Raw genomic sequence first — 16,061 nt, forward strand, 5'->3', positions numbered from 1 at the left:
CAAAAGTAGATCAAGCCAGAATGCTCCACAATGACATTTATCATTCTAATCTTCATTGAGCGATAAAATGCCTTTGTGATGGTTCGACTACCAAACATTAGGTATGTCTCACCTGCTTTTTGGTATCGCCTGACAACCAATTGACTACCTAAATTTTCCTCGCTTTTGATGATTGTTAATTAGACTAAATCTAAATAACTTTGCAACATCAAAAATAGCGACTCTATGAAGTTCAATCCATGTATCCTGAAACAAAGCTTCTTTTTTCTTTTTTCATTCCTGCTTGTAGCTCCCCAATTGACTGCCAACGATCGTATCGTTTCCATCAATGGTGCCGTTAGTGAAATCATCTGCGCCCTGGGCCATGAAAAAGACCTCGTCGGAGTGGATGTCACCAGCAATTACCCGGCCAGCCTGGAAAAATTGGCAAAAGTTGGGCACAACCGCAATGTTTCCGCCGAAGGTATTCTTTCCTTGCGTCCTACGCTGGTATTGGGCACCGAAGGCAGCCTCAAACCTGAGGTATTGAGCCAAATCAAATCGACAGGGGTAAAAGTGATCTTGTTCAAACACGACTATAGCGCTGAAGGTGCACGTAGTTTGATTCGCTCCGTAGCTGAAACCCTCGAGGCCAAAGACAAATCCACGGCACTTATCCAAAAACTGGATCAGGACTTGAAAAAAGCGAAGGCCTTGAGTAAGCCCCTCAAAGTGCTTTTTGTGTACGCTCGCGGCGCAGGTGCGCTCAATGTAGGCGGTACGGGTACCTCAGTAGAAAAAGTCATGCAACTGGCGGGTGCCCAAAACGCCATTACCGATTTCAGCGATTTTAAACCACTTACGGCGGAAAGTTTGGTAGCGGCCAATCCCGATGTCATCCTTTTGTTCAACTCCGGGCTGGAAAGTGTTGGTGGCATCGAAGGCTTTCTCAAAGTACCGGGCGTAGCTCAAACCAAGGCTGGAAAAAACCGCAAAATCATCGAAATGGACGGGCAATTGCTCAGCGGTTTTGGCCCACGTTTGGGTCTGGCGGTGCAAGAGTTGATCACTAAACTGCGCGGAAATGGCAAAGTTTAATCAAAGTATCACCTTAGCCCTAAACCAAATTTTACCAACAAAACTGCCATTGGGTTCTTTAGTGCCGATTCGATTTAAATTTTCTTCTTTGCATCTGTTGTTGCTGTTCTTGCTGGCCGCTGGCACCATTTGGTCGGCAGGAATGGGGGCAATGTACATTGCTCCCGCGCAAGTGGGAGCAATTTTATGTTCCAAGCTGGGTTTGACTTTGGGCGTTGCCTACGAAACCCAACAAGAGGCCGTACTCTGGGCGATTCGGTTGCCCAGGGTGTGTTTTGCCGTTTTGCTGGGCGGAACATTAGGCATTGCAGGGGCTTCCATCCAGGGTTTGTTTCGCAACCCACTTGCCGACCCAGGCTTGATTGGCATTTCGAGCGGGGCTTCCCTTTTTGCCGTGATTGGCATTGTGATCCAAAGCGCTTTTTTGCAGGCTTTGGGCACTTGGTTCGGCTTTTACCTATTGCCCATTTTTGCTTTTGTTGGCGCGGCACTTACCGCTAGTCTGGTTTTTAGTTTATCCCGGGTACAAGGTCAAATTGTGGTGTCCCAAATGCTCCTGGTCGGTTTGGCTTTTAATGCGCTGGCCGCTTCCATCATTGGTTTGATGACCTTTCTGGCGACCGATGCGCAATTGCGCAGCATCACTTTTTGGAACCTGGGCAGTTTGGGTGGTGCTACTTGGGAAACGGTGGGCTTATTGACCCCTTTTGTACTCCTGAGTATACTTGGATTGGCCCGCTTGTCCAAGCCTCTCAACTTGTTGGCCTTGGGCGAAGGGCAGGCCCAACACCTGGGCACCGATGTCAAAAAACTGCGTAGGCAAGTAGTACTCTTTGCAACCCTGGCCGTAGGCGCAGGTGTGGCTTTGGCTGGCACCATTGGGTTTATTGGACTGGTTGTACCCCACCTGGTTCGACTGCTGGGTGGTTCGGATCACCGCAATGTGCTGTTGGGTTCTGCTTTGGGTGGGGCTTTTGCGCTCACGGTTGCAGATACCTTGGCGCGCACCGTTGTTGCGCCTGCGGAATTACCAGTTGGAGTGATTACGGCGTTGCTGGGGGCACCTCTGTTTTTGTACCTATTGATCAAATCCAAAAAAGCCTACCAATGACCATCCAGACCAACAGCATGCAGCAACTCAATTTGCTCTCCACACGTGGCGTAGATTATCAGGTGCAGGGCAAACAACTCCTGAAAGGCATCGATATGCAGGTGCAGGCTGGAGAATTTGTAGCGATTGTCGGCCCGAATGGGGCGGGAAAATCTACGCTGTTGCGCATTTTGAGTGGTGAACTGAACCCCAGTGCAGGCAAAGTGTATTGGCGCAAGCAGTTTTTGAACAAAATGTCCAAAGCGGAGCTGGCGCGAGAGCGGGCTGTATTGTCGCAACAGCATCAGGTTTCGCTGCCGTTTAATACCGATGAATTGGTGATGATGGGGCGTTATCCCCATTTTGATCAGGTACCTACAGTGAAGGATCAGGAAATTGTGACCGCTGCTTTTGACAAAGTAGATGCTCAAGCACTACGTGGCCGCAATTTTTTGCAACTCTCGGGCGGTGAGCAACAACGGATATTGCTGGCCCAAGCTTTTGCCCAAATCTGGGATCGCCCCAATGGTCTTTTGCTGCTGGACGAACCTACCAACAACCTTGATCTGGCCCACCAGCAACACCTGTTGCAGGCCGCACATGAGTTGACCCAAAAAGGATACGCTGTAGTCGCTATCCTGCACGACCTGAACCTAGCCATGCATTTCGCTGACCAGGTTATCCTCCTGCGACAAGGTAGCATCTGGGCGCAAGGCACACCTGAGGCTACGCTTACAGCCAGCAACATCAAAATGACTTTTGATGTGACGGTGCGCTTGATTCAGAATGTAGCAGCGCGGCCTTTGATCGTGCCAGATTTTGCTGCTGCTATTCCTGTGTTTTCAGACCTTGACGCTGGTTCAAGTCTCCAGACTTGAACCATTATCGCCACGTCTCCAGACGTGTAAAAAAGCAGTTAATTGACTATCCATAAGCTTCAAAAAACAACAAGTATGAATGCCGTAGTAGATGCTTCACTTGCTGCACGTTGGCAGCAGTTCAGACAAGATAATCCCAAAACCCGCATCCGTGAGGCCGCCTCCATCCTGGGGGTGAGTGAAGCCGAGTTGGTAGCCCTGGGGCTAGGTGACTCGGCTACCCGCCTCGCTGGCGATTTTCGGGAATTGCTCAAAGAAGTGACCAGCCTGGGCTATGTGATGGCGCTGACTCGCAACGACCAGGTGGTACACGAGCGCAAGGGCGTGTACGAAGATGTTTCCTTCAGTGGCCACATTGGCCTGGTGTTAGGCGAAGACATCGACCTGCGCCTGTTTATGCACACCTGGAAACATGCTTTTGCGGTGCAGGAAAACGACCGCTTCAGCATCCAGTTTTTCGATGGCGCGGGAGTCGCGGTGCACAAAATTTATTTGACTGAAAAAAGCACCACAGTAGCCTATTGGGATTTGGTGAAAAAATACCGCGCCGAAGACCAGGAATCTTTGCCTGAAGTAAGCCCTTATCCGGCGGTAGAACCCGAGTTGGAGGATGCCCTCATCGATGCTGAAGCTTTTCAGCAAGATTGGTTGGCACTGCAAGACACCCATGCATTTTTTGGGATGCTGAAAAAGCACAAAGTGTCGCGCTTGCAAGGTTTGCGTCTGGCCCCGGCTGATCACGCCATCCAGATTGAAATGAGCCAGCTCAAACAAGTCTGTGAAACCGCCGCTGAGCAGGGAGTACCCATTATGGTATTTGTCGGCAATCGCGGTTGTATCCAGATCCATACCGGCGCCATCAAACGCCTGGTGCAAACGGGGCCCTGGTTCAACGTACTCGACCCCGAGTTCAACCTGCACCTGCGCGAAGACGCGGTGGATCAGGTTTGGATTACCCGCAAGCCTACTGCTGATGGCATCGTGACTGGCATTGAAGTATTTAATGCCCAAGGGGAGCAAATTGCCTTGTTTTTTGGCAAACGTAAGCCAGGTATCCCTGAAGACTTGGCTTGGCGGAGCATAGTAGATCAAATTGTACGAGTATAAAGAACTGATTTTTTGCGTCCGGTTTTATTAGTGTCCTGTTTACTTGGGCGGTGGTTTTGCAACCTAAAGTTGCAGCACAAACTACCGCCTAGGACACCTTTTGCAAAGTTACAAACGCTATTATTTTGGGTGTTTTATTCTTGTAGCATTCATCTACCAATGAAGCTTTTGGATACATTTTGACAGGACGTTGTGTAACAAACGGCGTCCTGATTTTTCTAAAATCAATGTTATGTGTGATTTCAGAACCCTTGCCAGCAGTACCTTAGGCATCGTATGCCAATGCCAGCAGTGCAAATCGATTTCGATTACCTTTGGAACGGTTTCCTTGAGTTTAAAGGCCGATGAGTTTGAACGTTTTTGCAAAACCGCAACTTCCTGTTTGCAATACTTTAAGGTAAAAGTGGAAACGTCCAAAATGAAGCAGATTCCCTTTTATCAGTTGACCCCGACCTCGATGATCGTGTTGAGTTTTGAGGAGTTGGAACAACTCAATCGATTGCTGAGAAAGACCCAAACAAAGTTATTGCAGCTCGAATTGGCCAATAGTTTTCCGTACAACCCCTCTTGATTGCGCTGTGTTTGGAGCCTGCTACCATTGTAAAACTCGGTTATTGATCACTCAAACTTGATCTTTTGATAAACATCTTTCAGCAATACGGGCCTATTTTCAATCATTATGGTTTCATCAAGGCTATAAAAATCCTGATTGATCCAGGTATTGGGCTGGTCTGAACGGAGGTAGGAGGAAACCCCTGCTTTTTTCTGATTGATCATAATAATCTGTTGTAAGCTCTCCAAATGTTTGTACTCAGGAAGTTTAGATTCACTATCAAATTTGCTGGTAGAGGGGGATAGAATTTCAATGACGATGTGTGGATTGGTGATAATAGCGGTGGAGTTAGGTTTAAAGCTAGGTTCACCTTTTACAACCAATACATCTGGCAGGTAATAGCCTCCCTCAAACCTGGGGATCTGGATGCCCGAGTTACTACCAACAACAAAAAATGACTCAGGAAGAATGTTTCTCAAAATGAAGATCATATTGGAAACGATTATTTCGTGGAAAAAAGATGCCAATCCCATTGTAACTATTTCGCTATTGTGATACTCTACTTTAAATGGCAACTCCTCAGCCACGGCAAAATAGTCCGCTTCTGAAGCGGGTATATGCACCACTTTTTCTGTTTTGAGACGCTCCAGAATAGTTGCCTTTAAATCCTGAATCAATACCATTGGGTTGATTTTTTCCAAAAATAAGTTAAAACTGGGAATAAAGCTACTCTACTTCAGCCTTTTTAAACCCGTACACACAATGCCGACAACCACTGCCGCAGCAGTTCCCCCGTAGCAAGTGGTACAACTCCGTAAACACCCAAAATCCATTTTCCTTGTAGTAGTGCAAACCCTCGATCAACAGTTCACGCTGAGCAGGAAAGCGGTGCCCCCGAGCCACTTTGATCAAATGCTCATAGTGCGCCAAACAGTTTTTGCACAAACAATCGTACTGCGTAGTGGCCAAAAAGGCATGCGTTTCGGCAGAAACCTTCACCTCTGCGCACTGGCAATTGGCTACATCTCCTACTTTGCAGGTGAATGCAGTACGGCACCTTGGGCAGCACTTTTCTTCGTGCTTGGCCCGCGTGGATTCAGCGGTCATTACTGATTGGCGACGCTTAGTGCGGGTTTTAATGCTGGAATCTGGCGTTGCATCCAGGCAAAAGAGCCAAAGAGTGCGGCAGCGTAGCACAAGTCACCCAACAAAGTACCCTTCAAAAAAGGAAGCCCGGCTGCGTAACAAGTCATTAAACCCCCAAAATTTTGGGCATAAGTGGTACTGCCGATCCAACAGCTGAAATTGGTGACCAAAAAGAAGATCCCGGCAGAGCCGAGCGCACCAACAGCTACGCGTGGCAAGTTGACTTTTTTGAAAATCAACAAACCCAGCAGAGCAATCAACACATAGCTACCGTACTGCCAGTAAAAACCGGAATAAAACCAGGTAAACTCAGGGTAGTACCGCGCGTAAATGACATTGTTGAGGAACAAGTCACTCAACCAGGTGGCGGCGATGGGAATCAAAATCGCTTGCCATTTCTTTTGGAAATGAGCCGCACCAAATAGAGCAATTGCCCCTAAAGGTGAAAAATTGAGCATGTGCGGAATCATCCGACTGAATGCTGCCAATAAAATCATGGCGGCGAGAACGCCAAAACGCAATTGCATTTTGGAGGGAGAGAAATTAGATTGCATTGGATTGACTTTAAGCTTTATACCGCGAAAGCATCGTCAGAGCTCATTTAAATGGACTCTTAACGGAAAAGGCAGGTCTCCTGACTTGTAACATTTTCAACGTCCTTCCCACCTTATGGCAGTGGACATTCTCGGATGAAAACTTGGTTGTTACTTACAGTTGCGCGACAGTTCGTGATTTGCACACGATTCCCTTTTTGTTTACCACGCCGCAAATACTGCGTAGCAAAACCTATCCCGGCTGATGAAGCAATGTGGAAAAGAACGTTATCGAGGGCAAGTTTACGGGTTTTGTAGCAATTTATCAGGATTGGCGATGAATTTTAATTATTCCAGGGCTCGCAGGAATTAACCCACGAACCCTGGAACTAGGAACCTAGGAACTTTGGAACCTTTTTAAAATAGATCATTCGCAGGCCAAGCCGGAATACCATTCACCACATCCCACATCAACTTGTCCATGTCGCCGAAGAAAGCAGCGGCATCACTTTTGCCATTGGTGAAAAATACCCAGCTCAAGCCATTGCCAGCTCTCACCATCACGGTACCTGTACCCGGCAAACTACCCGAGTGGAAGTAATTGTTGCCATTGGTTTGCCAGCCTTTAGCGTAACTGCTGACGGCACTTTTGGTCACCATAGTATTGAAGGCAGCCGCGCCTAGGATATCTGGTTTGGTTGCAAAACCATCTACACGGACCAACAAGCGCAAGAAATCTACCGGAGAAGCAATCCAACCCCCGTGGGCGTCCATACGCGCTACTTTCATGCCGTAGGGGTCGCCGCCACCGAGGTCGTGGTACACCACTTCATTGTGGCGTTTTTGGGCTTTGGTATCGCCACCGATGTGCATGTCATCCACACCACAAGGCGCCAGAATGCTGGTTTTGACATACGTTTGGTAGCCCTGTCCTGTAACTTTTTCGATGATGCGGCCCAGAATGCAGAAGCCAAAGTTGGAATAGGCGTACTTGGTGCCAGGGACATGGCTGGGATCGCGTTGGGCCAAAATGGTCGTGATCAGTTGAGCCTGGGTCATGCCATCGTTGGAGAACATGGGGTCGCCCACGCCGTCGTCGTTGTTGTTGTCCCAGTTGGTGCCACCAGCGGTGTGCTCCAGTAGGTGTTGTACGGTGATTTGGGTTTCCCAGTTGCTCAAGGTTTGGCCGTAAGCGAAGCCCAGGATGCTGCCATTGCCAAATACCTTATCGCTGAGTTTGAGTTTGTTTTGCTCCACCAGTTTCATGATGGCTACACCTGTCAGTGGTTTGGACACACTGGCTACCCTGAAGAGGTCGGTTGGGCTGACAAGCTCGCCAGTGCTCTTATCGGCAAAGCCATAACCTTTGGCGAAAATCAAACGGCCATCTTTGACAATCCCAACGCCAGCTCCTGGCAAACCATACTTGCTGATGTAGGCACCGATGGTTTTGTCGATGTGTTGGATGCCCGCGATGCTGATGCTTTCAGGTGTTTTTTCCCATATGGCTACAAAACGAGCGGAGGGACCATCACTGTAACCATTCACCAATACTGGCTGATAACCCTGGTAATAATGATTGTCAAATTCTGCCTGGTAGTTTTTGGAATCCATCCGGTGGCGGGCAGACCAGGCTGGGCCACCTACTTTTTCAAAAATACAAGCGTAGTAATCCGTCGCACCCTGGTTGTAGCCGCTGACATGGGTTGGGCGGTAGCCATTTTGGGTATTGGTGTTGAACTCTTGCTGGTACTGTGCAGCAGTCAGGTTGTGACGGGCAATCAGCGCTGGACCAGTCGTTTTTTCCCAAACGGCTACGAACTGGATGGCATTGCCTACTCCAAAACCTTCAACCTGCTTGATGCGGTAACCGTTTTGGCTTTGGGTAGTGTATTCTTGCTGATACTGGGCAGGACTCATCCCGTGGCGGGCAATTTGAATCGCAGCGTTTTTCTCCCAAATCGCCGAGTAAAAAGCGGCGCCATTGAGGCCGCAACCATCTACCCAAGTCAAGCGATAACCTTGCTGGGCGTACGTAGTGAATTTTTGCTGGTAATCCGCAGCACTCATGCCGTGGTGGGTCACTAAAGCTGGCCCGGCCACTTTTTCAAACAGGGCAGCGTAAAAGATGCTGTTGCCTGCACTGTAGCAACTTACTTGTTTGGGCCGATAGCCCTGTTGGGTATAGGTGTTGTAAAATTGTTGGTACTGTGCGGCGCTGAGGTTGTGGCGGGCCACCCAAGGGTTGGCAGCGCTCAAAACGGCACTGGTACACAAACAAACCAAAAGGAACAACATTTTTCCAAAATGGAATCTGATTGGACTGAACATGGAATAAGGTTTTAAGGAATTTTGAAAAATATTTTCAGTGTACGTAAGCAGGTGTATTTGGAAAAAGAGTTGGTTCCACGAGGAGAGGATTTTCACATTTTTTTAACAAAAATAAGGAAGATGAAATTCAAAAAATCAAGTTGAAAATGTCGATTAATATTGAACCAGCACTTTAAGGTAGGGTATAAAAAAACAAGGCTGTACTCTGCCACAACGGACTGAATACAGCACTTACTCTTGTTAGTAGGACGCCTTGTAAAATGGCTGAATAGCGTTTGGCCTGAATGGACCTTAGTAAAAATAAAAGGGTTTCTTAATGAGGGCTGAAAAAGGCTAGACCAGCAGTGTCGCCACAATGAAGGGCGGTTCTAGTAAAAAAAAACGCGGGGGGACGCGAAATGGAGATCATCAGGGGAAAAGTCCAATGATCTGCATTTCTAGCGGCGAGCACCCTTGGGTGCAGTATTCATAGCGGTAATTATACCGGCCCCAGCGACAAAAGCGGCAAAGGTTACGATAAGTACTAGCATGACCAACCAGTTTTTTGTTGTGTGTTCGTGATTAAATAATATTGCACTCCATTAAGGGGTTTAAATGGATTGCTCACGGGATAAAAACTGATATGCATTGTGGGACCAATGGGAGGCGAAAAAACCGATGTGATTTTCTCGTGACGCTAAATTGAGAAAAGTTTTTGAAATAACTAGCACAATTTTCAAAACTTTTTTAAAAATTAACACATTCCTTGAATGAATGGAAATGAATTGCTATTTTTGCAACTTTGTTGCATAAAATCCCACAATATGAAAGTCTTTTTTGCTGTAATTCTATTGTTTGGTGGTGTTTTTTCCCCCACAGTCCAGGCGCAAAGTTTAGGCTGGCAAGCTTTTGCTCAGGTAAAATCAGAAACCAAGTTTTTCAAAAACGAAGGGGTTTACGTGGTTACGCCAAAGTTTGATGAAAAAATCAAATCGCTGGAGGGCATGTACTTCAGTCTGCGGGGTTATTACATCCCAACCGAGGTACATTCAGACAAATGGATCGTGATGTCCAAAGTGCCCATGTCACAATGTTTCTTCTGCGGCGGAGCTGGCCCCGAGTCGATTGCGATGATCAATTTTAAGGGTAAGGCCCCAAAGTTTAAAACCGATCAAATCATCACCGTCCGCGGAAAACTCCGACTCAACGATTCCAACCTGGATGAGCTCAACTTCATTTTGGACGATTCGGAAATTCAGGAAAAATGACACTTACAACTCCAATTCACCCGTGGCAAGCACATCCCAGGTATGATCGGCCAGTAGTTTGATGGTGGCCACAAATTGGTAGGGTGCCTTCCTGCCCCATTCGCTGGGTGAAATCATCGACATGACGTCTTTGCCGTTGTCGCGACGGTACAAGTGGTAGATTTTGCCAATGATTGGCCCAAAATTCATTTCGGCCAGGTAGATGCGCTCAGAAATGGAAACGCGGTTTTGGATAGATTTGGCTTGAGAAGCAAGCAGCTCAATTTGTTGACGGATTTGGTCGAGATCCATTTCCGTTTGTTCGTACATGGCGGTAACAGCCCTCCCTTTAACTTTGCCTTTATCTATAGGCTTGATATTCACTCCGCCCCGCGTATGAGCATAGGGCAACAAGTGTGGATTTTCGGCAATTTTATCCTTATCAATTGGATTAATGAATTCCTCTTTCTGATGATCAGACATGACTGCAAAATTGTAATTTCAAAGATAAGGCTTTAGAACAGAAGAGGAACAAAAAAGTTCCAAGGTTCCATGTTCCAAAGTTCCAGGGTTGTTAGCCTAACCTTGGAACTTTAGAACCCAGGAACCCTGGAACTCGGTAGGTTTACTTCAGTCTGAAAGTACCTTTGCCAGAAAGGTAACCTTTGTTGTATACTTCCACCTTGTAATCACCTTCTTCAAAAGGTGCACCAGGTGCAATTGAAGCACAAACTTTAGATTCACCTTTGTTGTAGCTGGTCGATTTTGCTTTAGAGAAAGGTACAGCGTCGCCAGAACCACTGGTGAAAGAACCTTCGGACGCCAACGTTTCACCTTTTGGAGTGATAACGCGTACGTGGAACACTTCCTGACCTACTTCCGCATTGTCATTTGGAATGATCTCGAAGCAAACATCCACTTGGTTTACTTTTTTGGCGCTATTGCTCTTGCTAGGTTTCTTCTGATCTTTGGTGACCAACCCAGTAGTTTCTACTTCCTGAACTCGGATGGCAGAAGCTGCCGTTACTTTTTTAGCCAAGTCCTCTTTGGTTTTTTCCAAATCCGCCTTTGCCGTTTCCAAAGAAGTTTTTTCAGTACTCAGCTGAGTAGTGGTAGCCTTTTCAGCTTCTAGCGAAGTCGCCAGTTGGGTTTTTTCTTCACCCAAACGAGATACATCCCCTTTCAAGGTTTCGTTTTCGCCACGCAGTGTGTTTACTTCTGCCAAAAGTTGATTGATGCGGCCTTGTAGGTTTGCCACTTCAGCGCGGGCTTTACCCAAATTGCCTTTGTCCTTCAGCAATGTTTCGATTCTGGATTTAGAAGCATCCAGTTCTTGTTTTTGTTGGTCGATCAATGAATTCAGTTCTTCATTGGTGCCACGCATACCTTCCAACTCCGACAAAGCAGAATAATACTGCTTATTGAGTTCCTCTTTTAATTTGGTAGTCTCGTCCAAGTCCGCAGTCAATTCAGTGTTCTGCGTTTTGAGCTGGCTGCGGTTGTAAATCATGTAACCGTTGATGCCCAAGAGAACTACAATTACCGCAACAGCGGCAATAAGGAGTGTGCTTTTAGAATTGTTTCCAGATGTGGTTGACATAGTTTTTTGGTTTTTTGTTTAAAAAAGCTTTGGGGAATACAGAGAGCAAACAATTGATAAGACAAAAGGAACTGTTTTCAATACTTTTTTGTATTCCAGAAAAAGCAATTGCACAACGACCCGAAGTTTGCTAATATTGTCTACTCAAATACAAAATTGGATATGCTGGAACAAATCGATATTGCCAATGTCCTATTTTTAGACATCGAAACGGTAAGTGTAACCCACACATATGCTGAGCTTTCGGAAGATTTTCAACACCTGTGGAAGGGAAAAAGTACCTCCCTGTTCAAAACCGAGGCGGATGCGACTGAGGAGGAACTGAACGCGACCTACCGCGACCGAGCAGCCATTTATGCCGAGTTTGGTAAAATCATGTGCATTTCGGTTGGGGTGGTTTATCGGGACAAAGATGACAAACGACTCAAAGTGCGTTTGAAATCTTTTGCCGGGCATGATGAAGCGCAGTTGTTGAAAGATTTTTCAGAACTCATGGCTCAGCATTACCCCAGCCCAGGTAAACATTTCATCTGCGGTCACAACATCAAAGAGTTCGATATCCCTTACCTCTGTAGGCGGATGGTGGTACACCAAATGCCTTTCCCCAAACTTTTGGACCTGGAAGGAAAAAAACCCTGGGAGACCCTCCATCTGTTGGATACCATGGAAATGTGGAAATTTGGCGACCGCAAAAATTACACCTCATTGAAAGTACTAGCGGCCTTGCTCAATTTTCCTTCCCCGAAGGACGACATTGATGGCAGCCAGGTTGGACGCGTATACTGGGATGAAAATGACGTAGAACGGATTTCGTTTTATTGTGAAAAGGACGTACTAGCTACGATTCAACTTTTCCAACGGTATCGGCGGGCACCAATTTTGGAAGAAGACCAGGTGTCGCACGTCAGATGATGTCTGATTTATGATTGTACCATGCTTGTGGTGATCACTGGTAGTGCATGCAGACATAAAATAGATTTGCAATATTCAAAAAATAAGTATATCTTTGACGAATCTTAATTTTTAAGTGAACCTACCTGTACAAATTCTCCACGTCACTTACCGTTTCCTAAAGGGATACTACCGTTCCCTGAGATTCCCTGCCGTTGCCTAAACGAAGCTTGTTGCTCTGAGCTTCGGTTATATCTTTGTTTCAGTTTTCTCATAGTATGTTTAATTCTCCTACACTCTCTATGCTGGGTGTAGGTTTTTTTTTGCCATTTTTTTAAATTTTCTGCACAATTTCGAATCTACTGGAATTATTCCAGCACCTTCCCTACCGCTTCCTAAGTTTAAACAACCACTCAGCACCCGTCCTTGGCATAGCCTAATTGGAACACACTTTATAACTATTCTCATTCTATCTTTGAGACGTAGTTTTCTCATAGTATGTTGTCCGGCTCCCGCATCGGCACCTTCTTGATGCGGGAGTCTCTTTTTTACCCACCTTATTTTCTCTGTTGTTTCAAAATGATTTCAAATCTTTGTTCCAGGCGATAGCCATTTTCATCCACTAAGGTAAGTACATGTTTACCCGCAGGAGGCTCCAAGGCAAACTGGTGGAAGGTTTGGGTAGTGCCGACAAAATCCTGATCGATGTGCCAATGGATTTTAGCATCGGACCGGCGGTGGGCTACCTGAAAAATAGTCTTGGACTTGCTCCCGTCCAAATCAATTGGGACAAATATCCGACTGACTTGGCGGGGATAAATCAACTGCATCGGGCTGGCCTCATTGCCAGCTATCGCCTGGCAGTCGGGGTGAAAAGGGGGTAGTGCTGCGTATTCAGGGTGGCGTTGGCGATAATAAAACTCTTCGAGGGGCGGCAATGCCAACCAGGGGCGATGGACAATTTGGCTGGGCAAATAACATTGCGCATTAACTTGATACTGTTCGGTTTGATCGAGGTGAACCAATTGATGGAACCTACAAACCGGACTATTTAAAGCTTTTTTGGGCACTCTGGAAGTATCGATGGGACAATGTTGACCAGCCCGGAACCCAGTTTCCCGACAAGTCTCTACCTTAGCCAAATCGTCATAGGGCGCATCAAACCAGGAAGTAGGGGGCAACAAACCAAAGGTTTCAAAAAGAACCGGGGCAGCAGCCAATGAACCGACCAAACCCGGCCGTCCTTCTCCATCGGCGTTGCCTGCCCAAACGCCTACCACGTATTCAGGCGTAACCCCGATTGCCCAGGCATCGCGAAAGCCAAAACTAGTCCCCGTTTTCCAGGCTACCCGTCGGCTGGTGCTGAATTGTTGCCATTCCCCCTCGGCACCCGGGCGTTGTACCTCCTGCATGGCTTCAAAAGCCGCCCAAATGCTTCCCGCCGACAAAACCTCGGGATTGGTATTCAATTCATGGAGCTTTGGAACGACCTGCGCGGGAAGGGGAAGATAGGAGAGCGCTCGATAATCGCTCGGGTCGTAGCGTCCACTGTAGCGGGGGAAATGCCCCAAGACCCGAGCAAGAGAGGAATACATACCGCAAAGGTCCCACAATTTAGTCTCCGCACCACCCAAAATCAAGGACAATCCATAGTGCCCCGGAGCTTGAGTCAAAGTACTCATCCCCAATTTTTTGAGCTGAAAATGAAAACGATCATAATAGTATTGGCGCAGTAAATCCACAAAAGGGATGTTTAAGGAACGAGACAAAGCCTCACCTGCGGGCACGAGGCCATCATAACCTTCCTGAAAGTTTTCGGGGCGATAACCATTGATGTTCATGGGCACATCGGGCAATAGGCTGTGGGGCAAAATTAGGCCATCCTGTAAAGCTAAACCGTACAAAAAGGGCTTGAGGATACTCCCACTACTGCGGGGAGCGGTAATAATGTCGACTTGTTCGCCGTGTTCTGCACCTGCCAGCGGGGCATTCCCAACATAGGCCAGTACTTCCCCACTGCGTACATCAGCAACTAAAATGGCAAGGTTGTGGATCTGGCTAAATTTCAACAATTGTTGATGTCGCTGTGCCAGGTTCATGACCTGCTCTTGTAATCCAAGTTGGATGCTACTGCGGATGCGCAAATGCCCTTTTTCGCGCGCAACCCGATCCAGCAAATGGGGTGCCAAACGGGGGAGGGGATGGGGCGCTTCGGGCAATTCCTCCGATTTGGCCAAATCACAGGTCGTTTTATCGATGATTCCTTTAACCGCAAGCCGATCCAGGAGTTTGTTGCGTTTGTTGAGCAGCTTGGTACGATTGCGGCCAGGGTGAATCAGCGCCGGGCTATTGGGCAAAACCGCCAGGAGCGCCCCTTCAGCCCAGGATAACAAAGCCGGAGACTTGCCAAAGTAGCGCCAGGCTGCTGCCTCTATCCCCACTACGTTGCCACCAAAAGGTGCATTGGCCGCGTAGAAGCGCAAAATTCTGACTTTGGAATACCCAAACTCCAAACGAGTGGCCAAAATGGCCTCCATCATTTTTTGGGGAATGCTTCGTGCTGGATTCCCTTTGGCCATTCGGATCACTTGCATACTGATGGTACTTCCACCACTCACAATGCGACCATGACTCAGGTTTTGAAAAACAGCGCGCAAAAGTGCAAAAGGATCAACCCCCTGATGATGGTAAAAATTTTGATCTTCAAATTCAATCAAGGACTGAATGTACACTTCGGGGATACTATCCGGCTCCGGAAATCGCCATTGACCATCGGCTGCAATTCGTGCCGAAAGCAGCTCAAAATGAACATCTTCCACCACTTGGCTCACTGGAACATCAAAAAGAGGGTAGGGTAAACAGAAAATATACCAAAAGATAAAAATAAATCCACAACCCAGGGAAATGCCGAGGGGTTTTACTTGCTGATAGTTGATTAAGAGCGACTTAATGAGTTGTAATCGCTCAGTAAACTCAGCAAAATTGGGCCAAAAAACACGCGAAATAAATGTTTTTATACGATTCATAACCCTGCAAAGTAGGGGTTTTTTAGTTTTTTTTTCCCTGCCCCTTGAATTATTGGTATACAATACCTTAAATTTGAGATGGATTTGTTCGCCTTTAAGTTTAGCTGATTTGATTGAGCGTGATTTATGACTTTACTTTTATTGCTTCACTTAGCGGCTTTACATCATCAAAATCAGTTGTTTTTGTTTTTCATCCATAATTATTTCATTCCTTTATTTTTTTCAAATGAACATTTTTGTTGCAAAACTCAATTTCGGGACATCTAGTGAAGACCTGAGAGAAACATTCGAAGCTTTTGGGGAAGTTGATTCCGCAAAAGTTATCATGGACCACGACACTGGCAAATCCAGAGGCTTTGGCTTCGTTGAAATGCCTAACGACGACGAGGCGCAAGCCGCTATTGATGCATTGAATGAAACTGACTTTGACGGAAACACGATAGTAGTTAAGAAAGCTGAACCACGTGAAGGTGGTGGCGGCGGCAGAGGTGGCTTTGGCGGCGGCGGCGGCGGCAATCGTGGTGGCGGTGGCTACGGCGGTGGTGGTGGCGGCAATCGTGGTGGCGGTGGCTACGGCGGTGGTGGCGGCGGCAATCGTGGTGG

At 47.1% G+C, this 16,061-nt stretch carries 15 protein-coding genes and 1 riboswitch; of the genes, 8 read left to right on the plus strand and 7 right to left on the minus strand.

Features of this window, described 5'->3' with window-relative positions; all coding sequences use genetic code 11:
- Positions 1-225: 225 nt before the first annotated feature.
- From ACEW9O_RS29665 to ACEW9O_RS29685, 5 genes are all read left to right on the plus strand, one after another.
- On the plus strand, positions 226-1,077 hold the full coding sequence (locus tag ACEW9O_RS29665; RefSeq protein ID WP_373553864.1) for a hemin ABC transporter substrate-binding protein: 852 nt from the start codon (positions 226-228) through the stop codon (positions 1,075-1,077).
- Complete coding sequence (locus ACEW9O_RS29670; protein WP_373553865.1) at positions 1,064-2,188, plus strand: FecCD family ABC transporter permease; 1,125 nt, start codon at positions 1,064-1,066, stop codon at positions 2,186-2,188. Before ACEW9O_RS29665 ends, ACEW9O_RS29670 begins: the two co-directional genes overlap by 14 nt.
- A complete protein-coding gene (locus ACEW9O_RS29675) occupies positions 2,185-3,045 on the plus strand; it encodes a heme ABC transporter ATP-binding protein (RefSeq protein ID WP_373553866.1) in 861 nt (286 codons plus the stop codon). The genes ACEW9O_RS29670 and ACEW9O_RS29675 overlap by 4 nt, the downstream gene beginning before the upstream one ends.
- 75 nt (positions 3,046-3,120) lie before the next feature.
- Entirely contained in the window at positions 3,121-4,152 is a 1,032-nt protein-coding gene (locus ACEW9O_RS29680; protein ID WP_373553867.1) for a hemin-degrading factor, read from the plus strand.
- A 232-nt stretch (positions 4,153-4,384) separates the two neighbouring features.
- The gene (locus tag ACEW9O_RS29685; protein ID WP_373553868.1) at positions 4,385-4,723 is read left to right on the plus strand and encodes a DUF6686 family protein; all 339 of its coding nucleotides are present in this window, start codon (positions 4,385-4,387) and stop codon (positions 4,721-4,723) included.
- A 47-nt stretch (positions 4,724-4,770) separates the two neighbouring features.
- On the opposite strand, the gene ACEW9O_RS29690 is transcribed toward ACEW9O_RS29685, so the two are convergent.
- The 4 genes from ACEW9O_RS29690 to ACEW9O_RS29705 form a co-directional block, all read right to left on the minus strand.
- Positions 4,771-5,388: a Uma2 family endonuclease gene (locus tag ACEW9O_RS29690; RefSeq protein ID WP_373553869.1), complete on the minus strand. Its 618-nt coding sequence runs from the start codon at positions 5,386-5,388 to the stop codon at positions 4,771-4,773.
- A gap of 43 nt (positions 5,389-5,431) precedes the next feature.
- The gene (locus ACEW9O_RS29695) at positions 5,432-5,812 is read right to left on the minus strand and encodes a cysteine-rich CWC family protein (RefSeq protein WP_373553870.1); all 381 of its coding nucleotides are present in this window, start codon (positions 5,810-5,812) and stop codon (positions 5,432-5,434) included.
- Positions 5,812-6,405, minus strand: a complete 594-nt coding sequence (locus ACEW9O_RS29700) for a DUF6580 family putative transport protein (RefSeq protein WP_373553871.1) — start codon at positions 6,403-6,405, stop codon at positions 5,812-5,814. Before ACEW9O_RS29700 ends, ACEW9O_RS29695 begins: the two co-directional genes overlap by 1 nt.
- A gap of 52 nt (positions 6,406-6,457) precedes the next feature.
- Positions 6,458-6,656: riboswitch (cobalamin riboswitch) on the minus strand.
- A gap of 145 nt (positions 6,657-6,801) precedes the next feature.
- Entirely contained in the window at positions 6,802-8,715 is a 1,914-nt protein-coding gene (locus ACEW9O_RS29705; RefSeq protein WP_373553872.1) for a serine hydrolase, read from the minus strand.
- A gap of 803 nt (positions 8,716-9,518) precedes the next feature.
- Here ACEW9O_RS29705 and ACEW9O_RS29710 point away from each other — a divergent pair.
- Positions 9,519-9,962 (plus strand): hypothetical protein, encoded by a 444-nt coding sequence (locus ACEW9O_RS29710; RefSeq protein WP_373553873.1) that lies wholly within the window; start codon positions 9,519-9,521, stop codon positions 9,960-9,962.
- 3 nt (positions 9,963-9,965) lie between these two features.
- Here the strand turns inward: ACEW9O_RS29710 and ACEW9O_RS29715 are convergent, their stop codons facing one another.
- On the minus strand, positions 9,966-10,424 hold the full coding sequence (locus ACEW9O_RS29715; RefSeq protein ID WP_373553874.1) for a DUF2452 domain-containing protein: 459 nt from the start codon (positions 10,422-10,424) through the stop codon (positions 9,966-9,968).
- 142 nt (positions 10,425-10,566) lie between these two features.
- Positions 10,567-11,541, minus strand: coding sequence for a hypothetical protein (locus ACEW9O_RS29720; protein ID WP_373553875.1), 975 nt, complete (start codon positions 11,539-11,541; stop codon positions 10,567-10,569).
- A 162-nt stretch (positions 11,542-11,703) separates the two neighbouring features.
- Between ACEW9O_RS29720 and ACEW9O_RS29725 the strand changes: the two genes are divergently transcribed.
- Positions 11,704-12,453, plus strand: coding sequence for a 3'-5' exonuclease (locus tag ACEW9O_RS29725; protein WP_373553876.1), 750 nt, complete (start codon positions 11,704-11,706; stop codon positions 12,451-12,453).
- Positions 12,454-12,989: 536 nt separating this feature from the next.
- Here the strand turns inward: ACEW9O_RS29725 and pbpC are convergent.
- Entirely contained in the window at positions 12,990-15,458 is a 2,469-nt protein-coding gene (gene pbpC / locus ACEW9O_RS29730; RefSeq protein ID WP_373553877.1) for a penicillin-binding protein 1C, read from the minus strand.
- A gap of 226 nt (positions 15,459-15,684) precedes the next feature.
- Between pbpC and ACEW9O_RS29735 the strand changes: the two genes are divergently transcribed.
- Positions 15,685-16,061 (plus strand): RNA recognition motif domain-containing protein (locus tag ACEW9O_RS29735; protein WP_373553878.1); only part of this gene is annotated, 377 nt, incomplete at its 3' end.

It is taken from the genome of Haliscomenobacter sp., from assembly GCF_041740695.1.
GTDB lineage: Bacteria > Bacteroidota > Bacteroidia > Chitinophagales > Saprospiraceae > Haliscomenobacter.